Raw genomic sequence first — 19,788 nt, forward strand, 5'->3', positions numbered from 1 at the left:
TGTTAACCTGAGATTAATCGTGGTGTTACCATGATTTAGGGGAGTAACGGAGGGTGTCATGGACGTTGTTCGTGATGAGTTGTTGCAAGGGCTCGACGCCGCGCGTGTGCGGCAGAAACGCCGGTCGTCGCGGCTGAAGGTCGCCGTGGGCGAAACGATGTTTCCCGTGCTGGAGTTTCGCGAGGGTGGCTTTGCTCTCGCGCAGGAAGACGCGCCGAAGTTGCGCGGGCTGGTCGACCTCTACGCCGGGGACAACCATCTCTACCAATGCCTGATCGTGGCCTCGGAAGAGGATGGGCCGCTCATGCGCTATGAGTTCAAACGTGCGACGGCCGCCTCGGACCGCGCGCCACTCGATTTCGCGCGCGACCCGGATGCGCCCGTCGGGCTGATCGAAGGCCCGCGCTAGACGGGTCGTCTAGTCGGTTCAGCCAGCCGGGTCACTGCAGGTCCGAAAAGGCCGCCTGTACCCGTTCCACGGCCTCCACCACCAGCGAACGCTGGGTTGCGAAGTTGAACCGGAGAAAGCTCTCGCCGCCCGTGCCGAAGGTCGCGCCATGGTTCACCGCGATCCCCGCGCCTTCGACGCGACGCGTGAATTCGGACGGCTCCATCCCGGTGCCGGCGAAGTCTACCCAGCCAAGGTAGGTCGCTTCCAGCGGCATCGACCGCACGCCGGGGATCGCATTCAACCCCTGATCCAGCAGACGGCGGTTTCCATCGAGGTAATTGACCAGCGCATCGACCCATTCCGCGCCCTCGGGGGAATAGGCGGCCTCCGCCATGATCATTCCGAAGCTGTTGGGCGAAATGCCAAGCGCCATCATCCGCGCGGCAAAGGCGGCGCGCAGCCTGTCGTCTGGAATGATCACGTTACCGGAATGGGTGCCCGCGATGTTGAAGGTCTTCGTGGTGGCGGTCATCATCACCAGCCGATCCTCGATGTCAGGGAGGGTCGCCATCGGGATATGGCTCGCGCCGGGGAAGACGAGGTCGTGATGCACCTCGTCCGAAATCAGGACGAGGTCATGGCGGCGGGCGAAATCGGCGATCGCCTCAAGCTCGGCCTGCGTCCAGACGCGCCCGCCCGGATTATGCGGCGAGCAGAGGGTAAGGATCTTTTCGTTCCCGGTCATCTGCGCGTCCCATGCGGCGATGTCGAGCTCGTACCGCCCGTCGACCAGCGCGAGGGGGCATTCGACGAGCTCGCGCCCCGCGGCCCGGATGACACGGTGGAATGCATGGTAGACGGGCGTCATCAGGATCACGCCGTCGCCGGGTTTGGAGAAGGCATCGAGGCAAAGCGCGTAGCCGTTCACCAGCCCGTGGGTCGTGAAGATCGCATCGGGGTTCACGGTCCAGCCATGGCGGCTGTCCATCCACCAGCAGATCGCAGCGAGATAGCCGGCATCGTCGCCGTAGTAGCCATAGATCCCGGGCTCCATCATGCCTTTCAGTGCACGCTGGATCGGGGGCGCTGCCGGGAAATCCATATCGGCCACCCACATGGAAATACCGGTCTCGGGCGACACGCCATAGAGCGCTTCCATCTTGTCCCACTTGGCGGAATGGGTGCCGACGCGGTTGTGGACGGTGTCGAAATCGTAACTCATGGGGCCTCCTGATCGTCGGGCCAAGCTACGCCAGTGGGCTCCGGGCGCAAGGGGCGTTGCGCAAGCCGCGCGGCTGTCCTATCTGATTGCCATGTCGATCAAGCCTATTCTCATTCACCCCGATCCACGCCTGAAGAAGGTGTGCGACGCCGTGCCTGATGTCTCGGACGAGCTGCGCAAGCTTGCCGATGACATGCTCGACACGATGTATGACGCGCCGGGCATCGGACTTGCTGCGCCGCAGGTCGGTGTGCTGCAACGGGTGATCGTGATGGACTGTGTCAAGGACGATGCGGAACCCCCGCGCCCGATGGTGATGTTCAACCCCGAGGTGCTCTTGTCGTCAGACGATACCAGCGTCTATGAGGAAGGCTGCCTGTCGATCCCCGAGCAATACGCGGAGGTGACGCGTCCCGCCGAAGTGCGTGTGAAATGGCTCGACCGGGACGGCAACGAAAAAGAGCAGGACTTCGAGGGGCTCTGGGCCACCTGCGTCCAACACGAGATCGACCACCTCAATGGCAAGCTCTTCATCGACTATCTCTCGCCCATGAAACGGCAGATGATGACCCGCAAGTCGGCCAAGATGAAACGCGAACAGGCGCGCGCCTGAGCCCTACGTCCTGAAATCCGAGGTGCCCATGGCCGCCCACCGCCCCTTTGTCATGTATCCGGACAAACGGCTGCGCACGCCCGCAGCGCCGGTCGACACGATCGACGACGACGTGCGCGCGATCTGGGACGAGATGATCCGTGCCATGGACGCGATGCCAGGTGTCGGTCTTGCCGCCGTGCAGCTTGGTATCATGCGCCGCCTTGCCGTGGTGGACGCGAGCGAAACTCGCGGGCAGGCCGTGCGCATGGCCAATCCCGAGGTGCTTCACGCCAGTGTGCAGATGCGCGATCATGACGAGGGCTCACCCAACCTGCCCGGCGTCTGGGCCACGATCTCGCGCCCTCGTGCGGTCAGGGTGCGGTTCCTCAACGCTCAAAGCGAGGTCGAGGAGCGGGATTTCGTCGGTCTCTGGGCGACGAGCGTGCAGCACCAGATCGACCACCTCAATGGCAAGATGTATTTTGATCATCTGTCCAAGCTGAAGCGCGACCGTCTGGTGGCCAAGGCACGGAAGGCAACGCGGTGAAACTTGTCTTCATGGGCAGCCCCGATTTCTCGGTTCCGGTGCTCGATGCGCTGGTGGAAGCGGGGCACGAGGTGCTTTGCGTCTACTGCCAGCCGCCACGCCCCGCCGGGCGCGGGAAGAAGGACCGCCCGACCCCGGTGCAGTCGCGGGCCGAGGCACTGGGGCTTCCCGTGCGCCATCCGAAGTCGCTGAAGGACGCCGAGGCGCAGGCTGAGTTTGCGGCACTGGGCGCCGAAATTGCCGTGGTCGTGGCCTATGGCCTGATCCTGCCGCAGGCGGTGCTCGACGCGCCGACGCATGGCTGCCTGAATATCCACGCCTCGCTCCTGCCGCGCTGGCGGGGGGCGGCACCCATTCACCGCGCGATCATGGCGGGCGACCCGGAAACCGGCGTTTGCATCATGCAGATGGAGGCGGGGCTCGACACCGGGCCCGTGCTCTTGCGCGAGGCGCTGACCATCGGAGACGAGGAAACGACAGGCGCATTGCACGACCGGCTGTCGGCCCTTGGGTCGCGGCTGATCGTCGAGGCGCTGGATCGCCTGCCGACGCTTTCCCCCGAGCCGCAGCCCGAGGCGGGGGTCACCTATGCCGCGAAGATCGACAAGGCCGAAGCGCGCGTCGACTGGACCCGCACGGCCGGCGAAGTGGGCGCGCTGATCCGGGGGCTGTCGCCCTTTCCCGGCGCCTGGTGCGATATGGATGGCGAACGGATCAAGCTGCTGGGTGCACGGCTGGTCGAAGGCATCGGGGACCCCGGGGTGGTGATCGGACCGCTGACCGTGGCCTGCGGACAGGGGGCGGTCAAGATCACGCGGGCGCAGCGGGAAGGCAAACGGGCAATGGAGGCCGACGAGTTCCTGCGCGGCACCCAGATGCCGGAGCGGCTGGGCTAGGTTTCGGCTGTCGCTGTCGCGACATCCGACCTGCTGGGCAAGGCTTTGCTTCCCCGTTGCCATTGTATCTCCCGACCATCGACGCGACAATGGCGATCCCCTCCAAGGTATTTGTGAAGCAATGATGGGGAGGCAGAAGGAGAGAGGCAGGGGCTAGCGATTGGCGCCTGGCACCCAGAGCACGTCTTCCGCGCCGTCCTTGTTCGCCACGCGCGCTGCGACGAAGCACCAGTCCGACAGGCGGTTGAGGTATTTGATCGCGGCGGGGTTCACGTCCTCGGTGGTGGCGAGTTCGGTCGCCAGCCGCTCGGCCCGGCGCGACACCGTGCGCGACAGGTGGAGGTGCGCAGCAAGCGCCGTGCCGCCGGGAAGGATGAAGCTCCTGAGCGGCGCCATATCCTTGTTCATGGCGTCGATTTCCGCTTCCAGCCGCTCGACCTGGGCGTCGATCATCCGGAGCGGCGGATACTCGGCTTCGTCGTCCGCCGCGCGATTCGGACGGCAGAGATCCGCGCCGAGGTCGAAGAGGTCATTCTGGATCCGCGCGAGGGCGTCGTCCATCTCGCCTGTCGCATGCAGACGGGCCAGACCAAGCGTGGCGTTGGTCTCGTCGACCGTGCCGTAGGCCTCGACCCGGGCCGAATGCTTGGCGACACGCGAGCCGTCGCCAAGCGCGGTTTCGCCCTTGTCCCCAGTGCGGGTGTAGATCTTGGACAGGACCACCATCAGCCGCGGCTCCGGAACCAGATGTAGCCGAGGATCACGGCGATCGCGACGGCCTGGGCATAGATGCGCCAGCGCATCAGCTTGTTGGCGTTCTTGCGGTTGAACTCGCCGCCCTTGGCGAAGCCGCCGATGCCGGTGAGCAGGATGAGCGCGACGACGAGGACTGCGCCGATGGGGATGAAGACGAGCGGGTCGTCGAACATGGGTGGCCTCCCTTTCTGGCCGGATGGATCGCCCTCGGGATACAGGAGCCCTGCGGGAATGGCGAGGGGTCAGGCCTTGGCGAGGAGCCAGTCGGCCAGACGCGTGGGCAGGAGCCTTCGCCCCCAGTAGGCGACATGGGTCGGGGTCGTCACGAAATAGCGCGGACGCGGGCGGGTGCTTTCCAGCGCGCGGGCGAGTTTTTCGGTGACGGCGGAGGCGGGCAATTCGAAGGGGTCGCGGGCGTCTATGTCGCGGGTCAGCCGGGGCAGGACCTGTGCCGCGTATTGGTCGCGCAGGGCCGAGGTTTCCCAGTCCACCCATTTCTCGAACATCTTCTTCGAGTTCAGCCGAAAGTGCGAGGTGATCGGACCCGGCTCGATCAGGATCGCCTGGATGTTCGCGGGGCCGAGTTCCAGCCGCAGAGTGTCGGTGTAGCCCTCGAGCGCGAATTTCGACGCCGCGTAGGGTGCGCGCCAGCGGATGGTCGAAAGGCCGAGGGTCGAGGAGCAGTTGACGATGCGGCCGTGGCCCTGTGCGCGCATGACCGGGATCACGTTGCGGATGACCTCATGCGCCCCGAAGAGATTGACCTCGAAGACCTCGCGCAGGGCACCCAGCGACAGGTCCTCGGCCGCGACGGGAATGCCCACGCCCGCGTTCACGAAGACCGCGTCGAGCGTGCCACCGGTGCGGCGGGTGGCTTCGGCAATGGCGTCGGCGATACTCGTGGCATCGGTATGATCGAGGCGGAAGCTTTCCAGTCCTTCGGCCCGCAGGCGTTCGCAGTCCGCTTCGGACCGGCAGGTCGCGAACACGCGCCAGCCGCGCGCCCTCATGCCGTGGGCCGCGTCATAGCCGATGCCCGTGGAGCAGCCGGTGATCAGGAGGGATTTGTCGGCCAAACGACCTCGGTCGGAATTGGGGCCAGTGCGCGGGCGGATGCCCTACGGCGTGGCGGTCAGGAACTGGCCCGACATGTAGCCCGTTTCCCCGGTTTCCAGAAGCCGGATTTCGCGCCAGCCTTCGCCGGCGTCGCCAAGGTCCTGGACAGGGGTGCCATATCCGAGCGCGTCGATCACGCCGAAGCTGGTTGATGGGCCACCCCGGACGTTGACCGAGCTTCCTGAGACGTAAAGCAACGCAAGCTCGATCTCTTCGGGTTCGGGCTCTTCGGGTTCGGGGGCGACATCGGCCACCTCTGCGGTCGGGTTCTTGGCCGAAATCACTGGCTCGACTTCGGGCTCGTAGGACACGAGGGCGAGCTGCGTCGCGCTCTCGGGGCTCGCGTCCGAAGCCAGGGCCAGCATGAGCGCGTCGCTTTCCTTCTCATTGCCGCCCCCAGCCAAGGCAGGCCCACCCAGCAGGCGTGGCGATACGAGCGCCGTGTCGCGGCCCAGAGGGTCGTCGGGCAGGCCATCGTCCCGTCCGTAATGATACATGGCCGCGCCAAGCGCGGCAGTCGCGATCAACGTCAGTCGCAGCAAAGCCATCGTTACATCCCCTTCAGTGGTCCTGAGTGTAACGCGCCGGGCGCAATTTTGCTCCGATTCCTTTTGCTCTTTCGAGTGTGTCATCTGCGCACCGGGGCGCTGACGGTCCTTTACCGCGATTCCGCGGTCGTCTATTCCGGGTCACATGAGCGATCTCATCGACGACGAAAACACCGGCTCGGAAGTGGCCGAGCCGCTGCGCCGCGCGATTGGCGAGCGCTACCTGACCTATGCGCTATCCACGATCATGAACCGGGCGCTGCCCGATGCGCGCGACGGGTTGAAGCCGGTGCACCGGCGCATCCTTTACGCGATGTATCGACTACGGCTCGCCTCGAACGGGCGGTTCCTGAAGTCGGCCAAGATTTCTGGCGACACGATGGGGGATTTCCACCCGCACGGCGACGCCGCGATCTATGACGCGATGGCGCGGCTCGCGCAGGATTTCAACGTGCGCTACCCGCTCGTCGACGGGCAAGGGAACTTCGGCAACATCGACGGGGATAACCCGGCAGCGTCGCGCTATACCGAAGCGCGGATGACCTTCGTGGCCGAGTCGATGCTCGACGGACTGGAAGAGAACGCCGTCGATTTCCGCCCCAACTACGATGGCCGTCTGGAAGAACCCGCGGTGCTGCCCGCGACCTTCCCGCATCTGCTCGCCAATGGCGCGGCAGGCATCGCGGTCGGCATGGCCACCAACATCCCGCCGCACAACATCGCGGAACTGGTGGATGCCTGTATTCACCTGATCCGGACGCCCGATGCCCGTGACGACACGCTTCTGAACTATATCCCCGGGCCGGATTTCCCGACCGGCGGCGTCATCGTCGAGCCCCGCGAGTCGATTGCCGAGGCTTACCGCACCGGGCGCGGGTCGATCCGGCTGCGCGCGAAGTGGGAGGTCGAGGATCTGGGCCGTGGCCAGTGGCAGATCATCGTCACGGAAATTCCCTACCAGGTTCAGAAATCCAAGCTGATCGAAAAGATCGCGGAGCTGATCCAGCTCAAGAAAATCCCGGTTCTGGGCGACGTGCGCGACGAGAGTGCCGATGACATCCGCCTCGTGCTGGAGCCCAAGAGCCGCGCGGTGGACCCCGAGGTTCTGATGGGGCTCATGTTCCGCAACTCGGACCTCGAGACACGCTTTTCGCTCAACATGAACGTGTTGATCGACGGTCTGACGCCCAAGGTCTGTTCGCTGAAAGAGGTGCTGCGCGCCTTCCTCGATTTCCGGCGCGAGGTCCTGATCCGTCGCTCGAAACACCGGATGGACAAGATCGACCACCGGCTCGAGGTGCTCGAAGGCTTCATCATCGCCTTCCTGAACCTCGACCGGGTGATCGACATCATCCGCTATGACGAAGACCCCAAGGTCGCGCTCATGCGCGAGGACTGGGGGATCGAACACGCGCGTGCGACGAACGAACACGACTACGTGCCGCCGGGGCCGGGCGAGGGCGAGCTGACCGAGGTGCAGACCGACGCGATCCTCAACATGCGCCTGCGCTCCTTGCGGCGGCTCGAGGAGATGGAGCTGGTCCGCGAACGTGACGCTCTGATGGAAGAGCGGGCGAGTCTCGAAGACCTTCTCGAGTCCGAAAGCCTGCAATGGGACCGGATTTCCGAGCAGCTGCGCGAGGCCAAGAAGAAATTCGGCAAGGACTACGAACACGGCGCCCGGCGCACGCAGTTCGCGGAAGCCGCCGAAGTGCCCGACGTGCCGATCGAGGCGATGATCGAGCGCGAGCCGATCACGGTGGTCTGTTCGCAGATGGGCTGGATCCGCGCGATGTCGGGGCATATCGACCTGACCCGCGAGCTCAAGTTCAAGGACGGCGACGGCCCCCGCTTCGCCTTCCACGCCCAGACGACGGACAAGATCCTGCTCTTCGCGGCCAACGGGCGGTTTTATACGCTGTCGGGCGCGAACATGCCGTCAGGCCGGGGGATGGGCGAGCCGGTCCGGCTCATGATCGACCTGCCGAACGATGTCGAGATCATCGACATGTTTACACACGAGGCCCGTCGCAAGCTCATCGTCGCGTCGAAAGAGGGCAACGGTTTCATCGTGCCCGAGGACGACGTGCTGGCCCAGACCAAGAACGGCAAGCAGGTTCTCAACGTCGGGGAAGACGTGGCGAAGCTGGTGCGTGTCGTCGCAGGCGACCATGTGGCCGTGGTGTCCGACAACCGCAAGCTCCTCGTCTTCCCGGTCTCGGAACTGCCCGAGATGAACCGGGGCAAGGGCGTCAGGCTTCAGAAATACAACATGGCGCGCGGGCGGCAGGGGACGCTGGCCCTCGACGGCGGGCTTTCGGACCTTACCACCTTCGATCTGGACAAGGGTCTGTCCTGGGCCGCCGGCGGCGACCGCACGCGTACCGAGGTGGACATGACGCCGTGGATCGGCAAACGTGCAGGCGTGGGTCGCTTGCCGCCGCACGGATTTCCGAAGTCGAACACCTTTACCTGATCGAGCGCCGATGGCCTTTGTTGACCTCAAGACGGATTATGCGGGCGAGAAACCCCGGATCTTCAACTTGGCGCTCATCACCGGGCTCTTCACGGTGCTCACGGCGGGGTTCTACCGCTTCTGGATGAAGACCCGGATGCGCCGCTATTACTGGAGCGCGATCCGTCCCGGCGGCATCCCGCTCGAATACGTGGGCACACCAACCGAGAAACTTCTGGGGTTCTTCACCGCCGTCGTGTTCCTCGCCTTCTACATCGGGATCGTGAACCTGATCCTCATGTTCTTCTCCTTCTCGCTCTTCAAGGGCAATGCACCGGCCTATATCGTCTCGGTCATCGGCCTGACGCCCATGATCTTCTTCGCCCAGTATCGCGCGCGCCGCTATGTGCTGGCCCGGACCCGCTGGCGCGGCATCCGTTTCGGACTGGAACCCGGTGTGGCGGGCTTCGTGTGGCGGTCGATGCTGCATTGGGGTCTGACGGTCGTGACGCTGGGGCTCTACTGGCCGGTCAAGACCTACTGGCTCGAGAAATACCGTGTCGACCGGACCTATTACGGCGACCACCGGATGCATCAGGGCGGGTCTTGGAAGCTGCTGGTGAAGCCGATGATCCACGTCTACCTCGCCATTCTCGCTTCGGTCGCCATCGGGGTTCTGACCTATGTCACCGCCGATCCCCGCTATTCGCCCCTCGGCACACTGGCCTTCGGCTGGTTCGTCTTCGGCCTTGCCCATTGGAAAGCGCAGAGCTTCAAGGCCCTGACCGAGACCAAGACGCTGGGCGATGTGCGGCTGCGCACCGCGCCCCGGACCGGGCGGGTCATCGGCATCTATGCGGGCGGCTGGGCGGCGATGATCGGTATCTTTCTCGGGGCGAGCATCGCCCTCGGCGCGGTGGTGGCCGCAATCCTCGCGGCGATGGGGCCCGAGGTGCTGACAAACCTCGAAGAAGGCAACTTTGGCGCCTTGCCCCGTGCCTTGCCGATCCTTTTCGGCGTGATGGTCTATTTCGGCTACTTCGTCTTCTGGTCGGTGCTGAAGGAGACCTTCATTTCGCTGCCGATGGCGAAACACTTCGCGGAAGTGACCGAGATCGTGAACCCCGAGGCGCTCCGTGCCGTGCGTCAGCGCGCCCGTGACGAATTTGCCGAGGCCGAGGGCTTTGCCGATGCCCTGCCGCTGGGGGATGCGTTTTGAGCGACTTCGAGAATCCCAACGTGTTGCCCGAACCCGAGCCCGCGAAACCCGTCGAGGTCTTTGCGGATTACGTGGACGGCATGACGGCGAGCGTGCTGCGCATGTCGATCTGGTCCAAGCCTGGCGCGATCCTTCTGCGCTTTCCCAATGGCGACGAGTTGACATGGCCTCTGGACGACCTCCGGGAGCTTCCCGATCAGGCGGACGCCAAGGGGATCGTCGTGAAGCCGGGCCACGACAGCCTCGAACGGTTGATCGTGCAGGATCCGGGGATCGCGATCCATATTCGCGAGAATGCGAAACACCTGCGGCTGCGCCCGCCGGTGACGAACCTTCCGCGGATCGGGGCCTGGGCGAGCGGTGCCGTGGCGAGTGTCGCGCTCATCATCTTCGTGCTCGTGCCGATCATGGCCAATCAACTGGCTACCTACCTACCGCCCGAGGGCGAGCGGGCGCTGGGCGATGCGACGTTCGAGCAGATCCGCGCCGCGCTTTCGGTCGATGCGAGCCCCGTGTCGCTCTGTGAACGCCCCGCCGGCATGGCGGCCATGGCCGAGATCGAGCGGCGTCTGTCGGCCGAGGACGACCTGCCCTATCCGGTGGAAATTGCGGTGCTGGACCATGAACTCGTCAATGCCTTCGCCCTTCCCGGCGGTCGGGTGATCGTGTTCCGCGGTCTCATCGACTCGGCGGAAACGGCGGAAGAGGTCACGGCCGTCATCGCCCATGAGATCGGCCATGTGGTGAACCGTGACCCGACCCGCGACGCGCTGCGCTCGGCTGGGTCGATCGGCGTGCTGGGGCTGCTCTTCGGGGATTTTGCCGGCGGCACCGTGGTCCTGTTCCTGACCAACCAGCTTATCAATGCGCAATACAGCCAGTCTGCCGAATCCGGGGCCGACACCTATGCCCACGGGCTTTTGAGCCGGGCGGACATCGATCCGAAATGGATCGGGACATTCTTCCAGCGGATGAAGGACGAGCACGGCGATATGGAGGGCTTCGCGGCCCATCTGTCGTCGCATCCGCAGATGGCCGCGCGGATCGAAGCCTCGGCTGTCGCCTCGGGCGGGCGGGAATATCGCAACGAGGTTCTGACCGCCAGCCAATGGAGCGACCTGCGCGAGATCTGCGGCGTGCGGGACAATGCCGACGAGGCCGAGGGCGCGAAGGACGATGGATCTGCCGAAGATGATAGCGACGCGGGTTGGGAAGAGCCCGACACCGACAACCGTCGGGCGCCCACGGGTCTCTCGGGCGACAACTAGGCCGTCTTCAGCTCGTCAGACCCATTTCGCCAGCGGCGGCAGGCTCATCAACACGGCGGTCGCATCGTGTCCCGTTGCCAGCCCGAACTTCGTGCCCCGGTCGTAGACGAGGTTGTATTCGGCATAGAGGCCGCGGTGCACGAGTTGAGCGTCCTTGTCGGCCTCGGTCCAGGGCGTGTCGCGACGGCGTTCCGTGACCGGCAGGAAGGCCGGAAGAAACGCGCGGCCCACGTCTTGGGTAAAGGCGAAATCCGCCTCCCAGTCGCCGGTGGTGTGATCGTCATAGAAGATCCCGCCCACACCCCGGGCCCGATGGCGGTGGGGGATGAAGAAATACTCGTCCGCCCAGGCCTTGAACCGGTCGTAGTAGTCCGCCCCGTGCGGATCGCATCCGGCCTTCATCGCGGCATGGAAATGCGCGGTGTCCTCGTCGTATTCGAGGCAGGGGTTCAGGTCCGCGCCGCCGCCGAACCACCAAGCGCCCGGGGTCCAGAACATGCGCGTATTCATGTGGACGGCGGGGGCATGCGGGTTCTGCATATGCGCCACGAGCGAGATGCCCGAGGCCCAGAACCGCGGGTCCTCCGTGATCCCCGGCACGCCGCGCGCGGCCATGGCCTGTTGCGCCGCCGCGCCGAGGGTGCCGTAGACGGTCGAGACGTTCACGCCGACCTTTTCGAACACGCGTCCTCCGCGCATCACCGACATGAGCCCGCCACCCGCATCGCTGCCATCGTCCGATGCACGGCGCGTTGCCGTCACCTCGAACCGCCCGGCGGGCAGGGTGGCGAATGGCCCGCTGTCCAGCGAGTCCTCGAGACCCTCGAAGGCCGCAACGATCTGGTCGCGCAAGGTACGAAACCACGCGCTCGCGCGGGTTTTTTCGTCGTCCATCATATCGGCCGTCACGACAGTCTCGCTCATCTGCGCTGCTCCTCGAATGTCGCCTGTCTCTAGTGGATCGGGCATCGGATGTGAATGTCCTGCGGCGTCCCACCGCAGGCGCGATCAGTGGCTCACGGTGTCCACGGCGTCGATCACGGTGCGCCCGCCGTCGACCGTCACCACTTGGCCGGTCACGAACTGGCTCGCGTCGGAGGCCAGGAAATGCGCGGCCTCGGCCACTTCGCTCGCTTCCGCGATCCGGCCAAGAGGGGTGCCCTGAATGACCGTGTCGCGCACCGTGGAGTCGTTCAGGATCGATTCGCGCAACGAGGCACTCATCACCGAGCCGAAGCAGACCGCGTTCACCCGGATTTTTTCGGGAGCAAGCGCCACGGCCATCGAGCGCGTCATCTGTTCCAGCGCGGCCGAGGCGATGGAAAAGGCCATCAGGTTGGAGCGCGTGCGATGGGCGGCGATCGAGGTCAGGTTGACGATCGAGCCGATGCTCGCGCCGCGGTCGTCATTTCCCTCGGCCTGCGCGATCATCTTGCGCGCAACGGCCCGCGACAGGCGCAGAGCCGTCATCAGGTTCTGGTCGAGCAGCGCCTCGACCATCTTGTCGTCGGGGTCGAGCGGGTCGGAGGCGGCGACCTGCCGGCTCGCGTTGACCAGAATGTCGACGCGGTCGAAAGCGTCGAGCGTCGCTGACAGAAGGTTCGCGATGGTCAGCTTCTTGCGCAAGTCGCCCGCGAAGATCCGTACGTTCGAAGGCTCGGCACCGTCTGCCTCGGGCAGGATGTCCATGTCCGGGTTCGCGCCGAATTCCTCGGCCAGTTTCAGTTCGTCCATGTCGGCGCAGATCACGTTCGCGCCCTCGCTGATGAAGTGCCGCGCGATGGCGAGGCCCACGCCATTGGCGGCCCCGGTGACGATGGCGGTCTTGCCGGCGATGGAAAAGGACATGAGAAGCTCCTGCTACCTTTGGGAGAGCTTAGGGCCGGTCAACGACGCAACCGAAGCGGTTTCACCGCGCGAATGACCTTGAACCCCGAAGTGCCGCCGATTTCGGCATGTTCGCGGAATCGGGTGGCGATGAGGTCTTCGTAGGGAAGATGGCGGTTGGCCACCAGCACCATCTGGCCCGTGGGTTTGAGCATGTCGGCCGCCGCGTCGATGAAAGCGCGCCCAAGGTTCGGGTCGCCCGCGCGGGTGGTGTGGAAGGGCGGATTGGTCACGACCCAGTCGGCCAGTGCGCGGGGCTCAAACGCCGTGGCGTCAGCCCAGAAAAAGCGGGCGCGGGGATCGGTCACGTTCTCACGGGCGCAATCGAGTGCGGTCAGGTCGGCTTCGACGAGGTCTAGCTGCGTCACCGCTTCGTTTTGAAGGATATGGCGCGACAGGAACCCCCAACCGGCGCCAAGGTCCACCACATGCTCCGCAAGGGTCGGCATGGCAGCGACCAACGCTTCCGACCCCTTGTCCGGCCCGTCGGCGGAGAAGACGCCGGGCCGGGTGACGAAACCGCCTTTGACGGTGCGCGGCGTGGCCTTCCAGAGGGCAAGATCAGGAGCGGCGAGCCAGAAGATCTTGCCATGCGCCTTGGACTGCACGGCGTCCGGTGTCGCAACCGCCTTGACCGCCTTCAGGATCGAGTCGATCCCGTCGGTTTTCTGACCATCCACCACGATCAACGCGGCATGGGCGGCGGCTTCGGACAGAAGGCCTTTCGCGGCGTCCTTGGCCCGCGGGATGTGAACGATGGCGGCGGCATACGTGCCTTCCGGCGCTTGCAGCACCCTGTAACCCAGTCCCTGCCAATAGGTGGCATCGGGGGCGAAGCGGCTGATCACCTCGACCCGTTCGCGGGGCAGGGCTGACAGATCGGCGCCCATCACCGGCGAGAAGACCGCGATACGCCCCTCGGGCAGGGCGAGCGAGCCGCTGTCGAGCGCGGCGGTCAGTCGGGAGGAGGACATGGGAGCCTGTCAGGGGGCGGGAGCTATTCCCGCTCCATCGTGCATTGAAGGGGGTGCTGGTGCTGGCGCGCCATGTCCATCACCTGCGCGACCTTGGTTTCGGCGATCTCGTAGGAAAACACCCCGACCACCGCGAGGCCCTTCTTGTGAACTGTCAGCATGATCTCGAAGGCCTGCGCGTGGTTCATTCCGAAGAAGCGTTCGAGAATGAGGACGACGAACTCCATTGGCGTGAAATCGTCGTTGATGAGCAGGACCTTGTAGAGCGGCGGGCGCTTGGTCTTGGGCTTCGTCTTGGTGGCGATGCCGGTCTCGTTGCCGAAATCGTCGTCGGACGGTCCAAGCCGCGCCGGCCGGGTCCGGGCCGGAGCCGCAGCCAGGGTTTCCCCGGTCGCCGTCGGGGCGCATATGTCCACTTGCTTCAGATGCACTCGGGCCTCTCCAATCAGGGCGCATGTGCCCCCGGAACATGCTCGTTTGAAGCAGACAATATAACGTAAGATGCGCATAAATAAAGAGGTTCGACGGAAGGAGCGGCCACTGTGGCAGTAAAATTGACGACAATCGCATTCGATGCCGACGATACGCTTTGGCAGAATGAGCAGTTCTTTCGCCTGACGCAGGATCGATTCGCCGAGCTCCTCGCGGATCATGCCGAACGCGACCATCTCGAGCAGCGTCTCATCGCGGCAGAACGGCGCAACGTCGGGCGTTATGGCTTCGGGATCAAGGGGTTCGTGCTGTCAATGATCGAAACGGCCATCGAGGTGACCGAACAGAAAGTGCCCGCCAGCGTGATCGCCGAGTTGATCGCCGCCGGGCAGGACATGCTGGTGCATCCCATCGAACTTCTGCCCGATGTCGAAGAGGTTGTGGGGCGGCTGGCCGCCGACTACCGCATCCTTCTCATCACCAAGGGCGACCTTCTGGATCAGGAGCGCAAGCTCGCGCAGTCGGGTCTGGGCGAGCTTTTCGACGGGGTCGAGATCGTGTCGGACAAGTCCGCGCCGGTCTATGGCGAGATCTTTGCCCGCCGGGGTGTCGCACCCGAGGACGCGATGATGGTGGGCAATTCTCTCAAGTCCGACGTGATCCCGGCGATCGAGGCCGGGGCCTTTGGCGTGCATGTGCCGCACGATCTGACCTGGGCCTTCGAACATGCCGAACCGCCGACGACGCACCCGCGTTTCCACGAAATCGCGCGGCTGGGTGTGTTGCCGAAGATTATCGAAAGCCTCGGCTAACTAAGCCACATTTTCGCCATTTTCAACCTTTGGGGGTGTCCCAAGCGGGACACTCAACATGTGGTGTCCGGGGGCGTGGCCGGTCGCCAAAGATATTGTTTGTAAGGTGTTTTCCGATCTGGGGACCCGTGCTAGGCTGATTTCAAATCAGAAAAATAAACCGGATACCCAAAAAACAATCGTCCGGGGAATGAGGCAGACCATGGTAAGCGACGTCCTTGGGCGTTACGGGCGTAGTGTCCGGTATCTCCTTTTCATTCTGATCGTGGCCTTCATCGGCGCGGGACCAGCGCATACCGCGCCCTATGCCGATTACGTCGTCGATGCCCGCACCGGCGAAGTGCTTCACGAACGCAATGCCAACACCCAGCTACACCCCGCGTCGCTCACCAAGATGATGACGCTCTACATCGTCTTCGAGGCGATCGAGAACGGGGAACTGACGCTCGATACGGTCGTGACCATCTCGGCCAATGCCGCCGCCGAACCGCCGTCGAAGATCGGGTTGGCCAAGGGCCAGAAAATCGCCATCCGCCACCTGATCCGCGCCGCCGCGATCAAGTCGGCGAACGACGCGGCGACCGCGCTGGGCGAGGCCGTGTCCGGCTCGGAAGAGGCCTTTGCCGCGCGGATGAACCGCACCGCCAAGGCGCTGGGCATGTCCCGGACCCATTTCGTCAACGCGCATGGCCTGACCGCGAACGGGCACCTGTCGACCGCGCGGGACATGACGATGATGGGGATGCACCTGTTCTACGACTATCCCGCCTATTACAACCTCTTCTCGCGCCGGAGCGAGAACGTGAACGGCCGGGCGATCAACAACACGAACCGCCGGTTCCTCGACGCCTATGAAGGCGCGGACGGGATCAAGACCGGGTTCACCAATGCGGCGGGCTTCAACCTTGTCGCTTCGGCGCAACGTGGGCAGGAGCGGATCATCGCGACGGTCTTCGGCGGCCAGTCGACGGCGGCGCGCAACGCACAGGTGGCTGAACTCCTCGACATCGGGTTCCAGAAAGCGCCGTCGCGGGCCAACATCCGCCCGACACAACGCCCGCCTTACCTGGGCAATCAGGGGCTGGGTATCGGATCGGCGCCCGCGCTGGTCGCGGGTCTGGGACCGGACGACGAGGAAGGCGGCGTGGGCAAGACCATCCGCATCGTCGCTGCGCCGATCAAGTCGATCCGCCCGAAGCCGCGACCCGGCGCGGGCCTGTCGGAGGAAACCGGCGAGCAAGTGAACGAGCTGATCGCGGGGCTCCTCGCCCCGACCCCGCCGGAACCCCGGCCTGAGGACCTTGGCGTGCCGGAGGAAGTCGTGGCGGAAGCGGAAACCGACGGGACGCCGGGAGACGTCGAAGTCGCGGAAGTCATCGAAGACACCACGGAAGTGCCGCTGGAAGACACGCTGAACGAGCTTGTGGCCGAAGCAGGCGAGAACGACACCGCGCCGATCGCGGCCGAGGCCGAGACCGAGGGTGCCACGATCATCGCAGCCTCCATGGCCGCTCCAGAAACGGCCCCGGCGCCGCCCGCACGACCCGACAATGTGATCCTCGCGAGCGTCGAAGGCTCCGGCGCCGCGACGATGGCGACGCCGGAAGTCGTCACGCGGCTGTCGACCTCGGGCGGGCATCATTTCGGCATCAACGTCGGCACATACGGGTCGAGCTATGAAGCCGAGCGGGTGCTTCTGCGCACGGCGCTGGCCGAACTTGCCACTCTGGGCGAGGCCCTGCGCAAGGTGCAGAACGGACGGCAGGGCTGGAACGCGAATTTCGTGGGCATGACGCAAGAGGCCGCGGATCTGGCCTGTCGGCGGCTCACGGCGCGGGGCACGAGCTGTACGGTGATCGAAGCCGGACAGGGGTAGGTCGTCCAAGGCCTCCGGACAACGGAAAGCTCTACGCGCTGGCCCCTTCGACCGCCGCCAGATCGAAGGCCGCTGCCATCAAGGCACGGGTGTAAGCCGTGCGCGGGTTGTCGAAGATCTGGTCCACGTCGCCCTCTTCCACCACGTCGCCCGATTTCATGACCATGACCTTGTGGGCGAGGGCGCGCACCACCTTCAGGTCATGCGAGATGAAGAGATAGGCGAGCCCGTATTTCGCCTGTAGACCGCGCAGGAGCTCCACGATCTGCACCTGCACCGTCATGTCGAGCGCCGAAGTCGGCTCGTCCAGCACCACGAGCTTCGGGCGCAGGATCATCGCCCGCGCGATGGCGATCCGCTGCCTCTGCCCGCCGGAAAACTCGTGCGGGTAGCGGTGCATCGTGGCGGGGTCGAGCCCGACCTCGCGCATGATCTCCGCCACCATCTCGGTCTTGTTGCGCCCGGGTTCCAGCCCGTGAACGCCCAAGCCTTCCGCGATGATCTCCTCGCAGGTCATGCGCGGCGACAGCGACCCGAAAGGGTCCTGGAACACGATTTGCATGTCGCGCCGGAGCGGACGCATCTGTTTCGAGCGCCAACCCTGAATGTCGTTGCCAAGGAAGACCACCGGCCCCTCGGACGAAATGAGTCGCATGATGGCGAGCGCGAGCGTGGTCTTGCCCGAGCCGCTTTCCCCGACGATGCCGACCGTCTCGCCTTCGCGCACGGAAAGCGTCGCGGCGTTCACGGCTTTGACGTATCCAACCGTCTTGCGCAGAAGGCCCTGGTAGATGGGGAACCAGATCTTGAGGTCCTGGGTCCGCGCGATTTCCTTGGCGAAATCGGGCACGGGAGCGGGGCTCCCCGAAGGTTCGGCGGACAGGAGTTTTTGCGTATAGGGATGCTGCGGCGCGTCGAAGATCGACTCGGTCGGGCCGGCTTCCACGATCTCGCCGTCCTTCATGACGCAGACCCGGTCCGCGATCTTGCGCACCACGGTCAGGTCGTGGGTGATGAAGAGAAGCGACATGCCCAGCGTGTCCTTCAACTCCATCAGCAGATCGAGGATCTGCGCCTGAATGGTGACGTCGAGCGCGGTTGTCGGCTCGTCCGCGATCAGAAGGTCGGGACCGTTGGCGAGCGCCATGGCGATCATTACGCGCTGACGCTGGCCGCCGGAAAGCTGGTGCGGATAGGCGGAGAGGCGCGAGGCGGGATCCGGAATGCCCACCTTCTCCAGCAGTTCGATGATCTTCGCGCGCACCGCGTCGCCGGTCAGGCCCTGATGCAGTTCGATCGACTCGCGCAGCTGCTTTTCCAGAGTGTGCAGCGGGTTGAGCGAGGTCATCGGTTCCTGGAAGATGAAGGAGATGTCGTTGCCGCGCGTGCGGCGTAGTTCCTTGTCCGACGCGCCGACCATCTGGCGGTCCTTGTAGGTGATCGACCCTTCGATGATCGCGCTTTCGGGCAGGAGCGACACGGTGGAAAGCGCGGTGACGGACTTGCCCGACCCGGACTCGCCCACCAGCGCGACCGTCTCGCCCTTCTGGATGTCGAAGGACACGCCCTTGACGGCCGGGATGATCCTGCCGTCCTGCCGGAAGGAAATCCGGAGGTTCTCGACGGAAAGCAGGGTCATTGGAAGGTCTTTCTGGGGTCGAAGGCATCACGCACGCCTTCGAAGATGAAGACGAGAAGCGACAGGAGCACCGTGAAGGTTACGAAGGCCGTGAAGGCGAGCCAGGGCGCCTGAAGGTTCTGTTTGGCTTGCCGTGTCAGTTCACCCAGCGACGGCGCCGAAGACGGCAGGCCGTAGCCCAGGAAGTCCAGGGCGGCCAGCGTGCCGATGGTGCCCGTGATGATGAAGGGCAGCATGGTCACGGTCGCCACCATCGCGTTGGGCAACATGTGCCTGAACATGATCGTGCGCGACGACACGCCCAAGGCCTTGGCCGCGCGGACGTATTCGAAATTGCGCGCGCGCAGGAATTCCGCCCGAACCACGCCGACAAGCGCGGGCCAGCCGAAGAGGATCGTCACAAAGACCAAGAGCCAGAAACTTCGGCCCAGAATGGCGAAGAGGATGATGATCACATAGAGCGACGGGGTCGAGGCCCAGATCTCGAGGATCCGCTGAAAGACGAGGTCGATCCAGCCGCCGAAATAGCCTTGAATCGCACCCGCCGCGATGCCGACGATGGAGGTCGCGATCGTCACGATGATGGTGAAATAGACCGACAGCCGGAAGCCATAGATCACCCGGGCCAGCACGTCGCGGGCGGTATCGTCGGTGCCCAGGAAGTGGTTCGCATCGGGGGCCGAGGGAGCGGCTTTGCCGATGTCGTTGATGGTGTTGAAGCTGTAGGGGATCGGCGGCCAGAGGAGCCAGCCCTCGTTGATGACCGTGTCCCCGAGCATGCCGTCCTGCGCATCGAGGATGGTGCCGTCGGGGTCGTCCCAGCAGGCTTCTGACCCCGCCGCGATGATGAGGCATTTGACCTCGATATCGCCATAGACGGCCTCGGTCCTGAAATCGCCCCCGAAGGCGGTTTCGGGATAAAACTGGACGACCGGGAAGTAATAGCGGCCGTCATATTTCACCATGATCGGTTTGTCGTTTGCCAGAAGCTCGGCAAAGAGCGACAGGCCGAAGAGCACGCCGAAGATGATGAGCGACCAGAGCGCCCGGCGGTTGCGCTTGAAGTTGCGCCAGCGGCGTTGATTGAGCGGCGAGAGCCACATTCGGCTGCGCGCCGGGACAACGGGTGCAGGCGCGTCTTCGCCGGGCATGCGG

At 64.7% G+C, this 19,788-nt stretch carries 20 protein-coding genes; 9 read left to right on the top strand and 11 right to left on the bottom strand.

Features of this window, described 5'->3' with window-relative positions:
- Nucleotides 1-58 precede the first annotated feature (58 nt).
- Nucleotides 59-409 carry a hypothetical protein gene (locus KJP29_RS05725; protein ID WP_218462606.1) on the top strand — a complete coding sequence of 117 codons (351 nt, stop codon included), beginning with the start codon at nucleotides 59-61 and terminating at the stop codon, nucleotides 407-409.
- A gap of 31 nt (nucleotides 410-440) precedes the next feature.
- Here the strand turns inward: KJP29_RS05725 and KJP29_RS05730 are convergent, their stop codons facing one another.
- Nucleotides 441-1,613, bottom strand: a complete 1,173-nt coding sequence (locus tag KJP29_RS05730) for a MalY/PatB family protein (protein ID WP_218462607.1) — start codon at nucleotides 1,611-1,613, stop codon at nucleotides 441-443.
- Between the two features lie 91 nt (nucleotides 1,614-1,704).
- Between KJP29_RS05730 and def (KJP29_RS05735) the strand changes: the two genes are divergently transcribed.
- Genes def (KJP29_RS05735) through fmt form a run of 3 tightly spaced genes read left to right on the top strand, consistent with a single transcriptional unit; the run spans nucleotide 1,705 to nucleotide 3,651 of the window.
- Nucleotides 1,705-2,226: a peptide deformylase gene (gene def, locus KJP29_RS05735; RefSeq protein ID WP_218462608.1), complete on the top strand. Its 522-nt coding sequence runs from the start codon at nucleotides 1,705-1,707 to the stop codon at nucleotides 2,224-2,226.
- Between the two features lie 28 nt (nucleotides 2,227-2,254).
- Nucleotides 2,255-2,755, top strand: a complete 501-nt coding sequence (gene def / locus KJP29_RS05740) for a peptide deformylase (RefSeq protein ID WP_218462609.1) — start codon at nucleotides 2,255-2,257, stop codon at nucleotides 2,753-2,755.
- Nucleotides 2,752-3,651 carry a methionyl-tRNA formyltransferase gene (fmt, locus tag KJP29_RS05745; protein WP_218462610.1) on the top strand — a complete coding sequence of 300 codons (900 nt, stop codon included), beginning with the start codon at nucleotides 2,752-2,754 and terminating at the stop codon, nucleotides 3,649-3,651. The genes def (KJP29_RS05740) and fmt overlap by 4 nt, the downstream gene beginning before the upstream one ends.
- Nucleotides 3,652-3,804: 153 nt before the next feature.
- Here fmt and KJP29_RS05750 read toward each other — a convergent pair whose 3' ends face one another.
- The 4 genes from KJP29_RS05750 to KJP29_RS05765 all read right to left on the bottom strand — a co-directional run bounded on the left by KJP29_RS05750 (nucleotide 3,805) and on the right by KJP29_RS05765 (nucleotide 6,071).
- The gene (locus KJP29_RS05750) at nucleotides 3,805-4,377 is read right to left on the bottom strand and encodes a cob(I)yrinic acid a,c-diamide adenosyltransferase (protein ID WP_218462611.1); all 573 of its coding nucleotides are present in this window, start codon (nucleotides 4,375-4,377) and stop codon (nucleotides 3,805-3,807) included.
- The gene (locus KJP29_RS05755) at nucleotides 4,377-4,580 is read right to left on the bottom strand and encodes a twin transmembrane helix small protein (protein WP_218462612.1); all 204 of its coding nucleotides are present in this window, start codon (nucleotides 4,578-4,580) and stop codon (nucleotides 4,377-4,379) included. Before KJP29_RS05755 ends, KJP29_RS05750 begins: the two co-directional genes overlap by 1 nt.
- 69 nt (nucleotides 4,581-4,649) lie before the next feature.
- On the bottom strand, nucleotides 4,650-5,483 hold the full coding sequence (locus tag KJP29_RS05760; protein WP_218462613.1) for an SDR family NAD(P)-dependent oxidoreductase: 834 nt from the start codon (nucleotides 5,481-5,483) through the stop codon (nucleotides 4,650-4,652).
- 42 nt (nucleotides 5,484-5,525) lie between these two features.
- The gene (locus KJP29_RS05765; RefSeq protein ID WP_218462614.1) at nucleotides 5,526-6,071 is read right to left on the bottom strand and encodes an SH3 domain-containing protein; all 546 of its coding nucleotides are present in this window, start codon (nucleotides 6,069-6,071) and stop codon (nucleotides 5,526-5,528) included.
- 145 nt (nucleotides 6,072-6,216) lie between these two features.
- Between KJP29_RS05765 and KJP29_RS05770 the strand changes: the two genes are divergently transcribed.
- From KJP29_RS05770 to KJP29_RS05780, 3 genes are read left to right on the top strand one after another with little or no spacing between them, the layout of a single operon-like run.
- Nucleotides 6,217-8,547: a DNA topoisomerase IV subunit A gene (locus KJP29_RS05770; protein WP_218462615.1), complete on the top strand. Its 2,331-nt coding sequence runs from the start codon at nucleotides 6,217-6,219 to the stop codon at nucleotides 8,545-8,547.
- 10 nt (nucleotides 8,548-8,557) lie between these two features.
- Nucleotides 8,558-9,745 (top strand): DUF898 family protein, encoded by a 1,188-nt coding sequence (locus KJP29_RS05775; protein ID WP_218462616.1) that lies wholly within the window; start codon nucleotides 8,558-8,560, stop codon nucleotides 9,743-9,745.
- Nucleotides 9,742-11,013 (top strand): M48 family metallopeptidase, encoded by a 1,272-nt coding sequence (locus KJP29_RS05780; RefSeq protein ID WP_218462617.1) that lies wholly within the window; start codon nucleotides 9,742-9,744, stop codon nucleotides 11,011-11,013. The genes KJP29_RS05775 and KJP29_RS05780 overlap by 4 nt, the downstream gene beginning before the upstream one ends.
- 15 nt (nucleotides 11,014-11,028) lie before the next feature.
- Here KJP29_RS05780 and hemF read toward each other — a convergent pair whose 3' ends face one another.
- From hemF to clpS, 4 genes are all read right to left on the bottom strand, one after another.
- On the bottom strand, nucleotides 11,029-11,937 hold the full coding sequence (hemF, locus tag KJP29_RS05785) for an oxygen-dependent coproporphyrinogen oxidase (protein ID WP_255553456.1): 909 nt from the start codon (nucleotides 11,935-11,937) through the stop codon (nucleotides 11,029-11,031).
- Between the two features lie 84 nt (nucleotides 11,938-12,021).
- Nucleotides 12,022-12,861: an SDR family NAD(P)-dependent oxidoreductase gene (locus KJP29_RS05790; RefSeq protein WP_218462618.1), complete on the bottom strand. Its 840-nt coding sequence runs from the start codon at nucleotides 12,859-12,861 to the stop codon at nucleotides 12,022-12,024.
- A gap of 38 nt (nucleotides 12,862-12,899) precedes the next feature.
- A complete protein-coding gene (locus KJP29_RS05795; RefSeq protein ID WP_218462619.1) occupies nucleotides 12,900-13,874 on the bottom strand; it encodes a class I SAM-dependent methyltransferase in 975 nt (324 codons plus the stop codon).
- 23 nt (nucleotides 13,875-13,897) lie between these two features.
- Nucleotides 13,898-14,179 carry an ATP-dependent Clp protease adapter ClpS gene (clpS, locus tag KJP29_RS05800; RefSeq protein ID WP_370630847.1) on the bottom strand — a complete coding sequence of 94 codons (282 nt, stop codon included), beginning with the start codon at nucleotides 14,177-14,179 and terminating at the stop codon, nucleotides 13,898-13,900.
- A gap of 237 nt (nucleotides 14,180-14,416) precedes the next feature.
- On the opposite strand from clpS, the gene KJP29_RS05805 reads away from it, so the two are divergent.
- Complete coding sequence (locus KJP29_RS05805; RefSeq protein ID WP_218462620.1) at nucleotides 14,417-15,118, top strand: HAD family hydrolase; 702 nt, start codon at nucleotides 14,417-14,419, stop codon at nucleotides 15,116-15,118.
- Between the two features lie 202 nt (nucleotides 15,119-15,320).
- The gene (locus KJP29_RS05810) at nucleotides 15,321-16,994 is read left to right on the top strand and encodes a D-alanyl-D-alanine carboxypeptidase family protein (protein ID WP_218462621.1); all 1,674 of its coding nucleotides are present in this window, start codon (nucleotides 15,321-15,323) and stop codon (nucleotides 16,992-16,994) included.
- A 31-nt stretch (nucleotides 16,995-17,025) separates the two neighbouring features.
- Here KJP29_RS05810 and KJP29_RS05815 read toward each other — a convergent pair whose 3' ends face one another.
- Together KJP29_RS05815 and KJP29_RS05820 are read right to left on the bottom strand one after the other, a co-directional pair.
- The gene (locus KJP29_RS05815) at nucleotides 17,026-18,633 is read right to left on the bottom strand and encodes an ABC transporter ATP-binding protein (protein ID WP_218462622.1); all 1,608 of its coding nucleotides are present in this window, start codon (nucleotides 18,631-18,633) and stop codon (nucleotides 17,026-17,028) included.
- The gene (locus KJP29_RS05820; RefSeq protein ID WP_218462932.1) at nucleotides 18,630-19,736 is read right to left on the bottom strand and encodes an ABC transporter permease; all 1,107 of its coding nucleotides are present in this window, start codon (nucleotides 19,734-19,736) and stop codon (nucleotides 18,630-18,632) included. The genes KJP29_RS05815 and KJP29_RS05820 overlap by 4 nt, the downstream gene beginning before the upstream one ends.
- Between the last annotated feature and the right edge of the window lie 52 nt (nucleotides 19,737-19,788).

Source organism: Maritimibacter sp. DP1N21-5 (genome assembly GCF_019218295.1).
Classification (GTDB): domain Bacteria; phylum Pseudomonadota; class Alphaproteobacteria; order Rhodobacterales; family Rhodobacteraceae; genus Maritimibacter.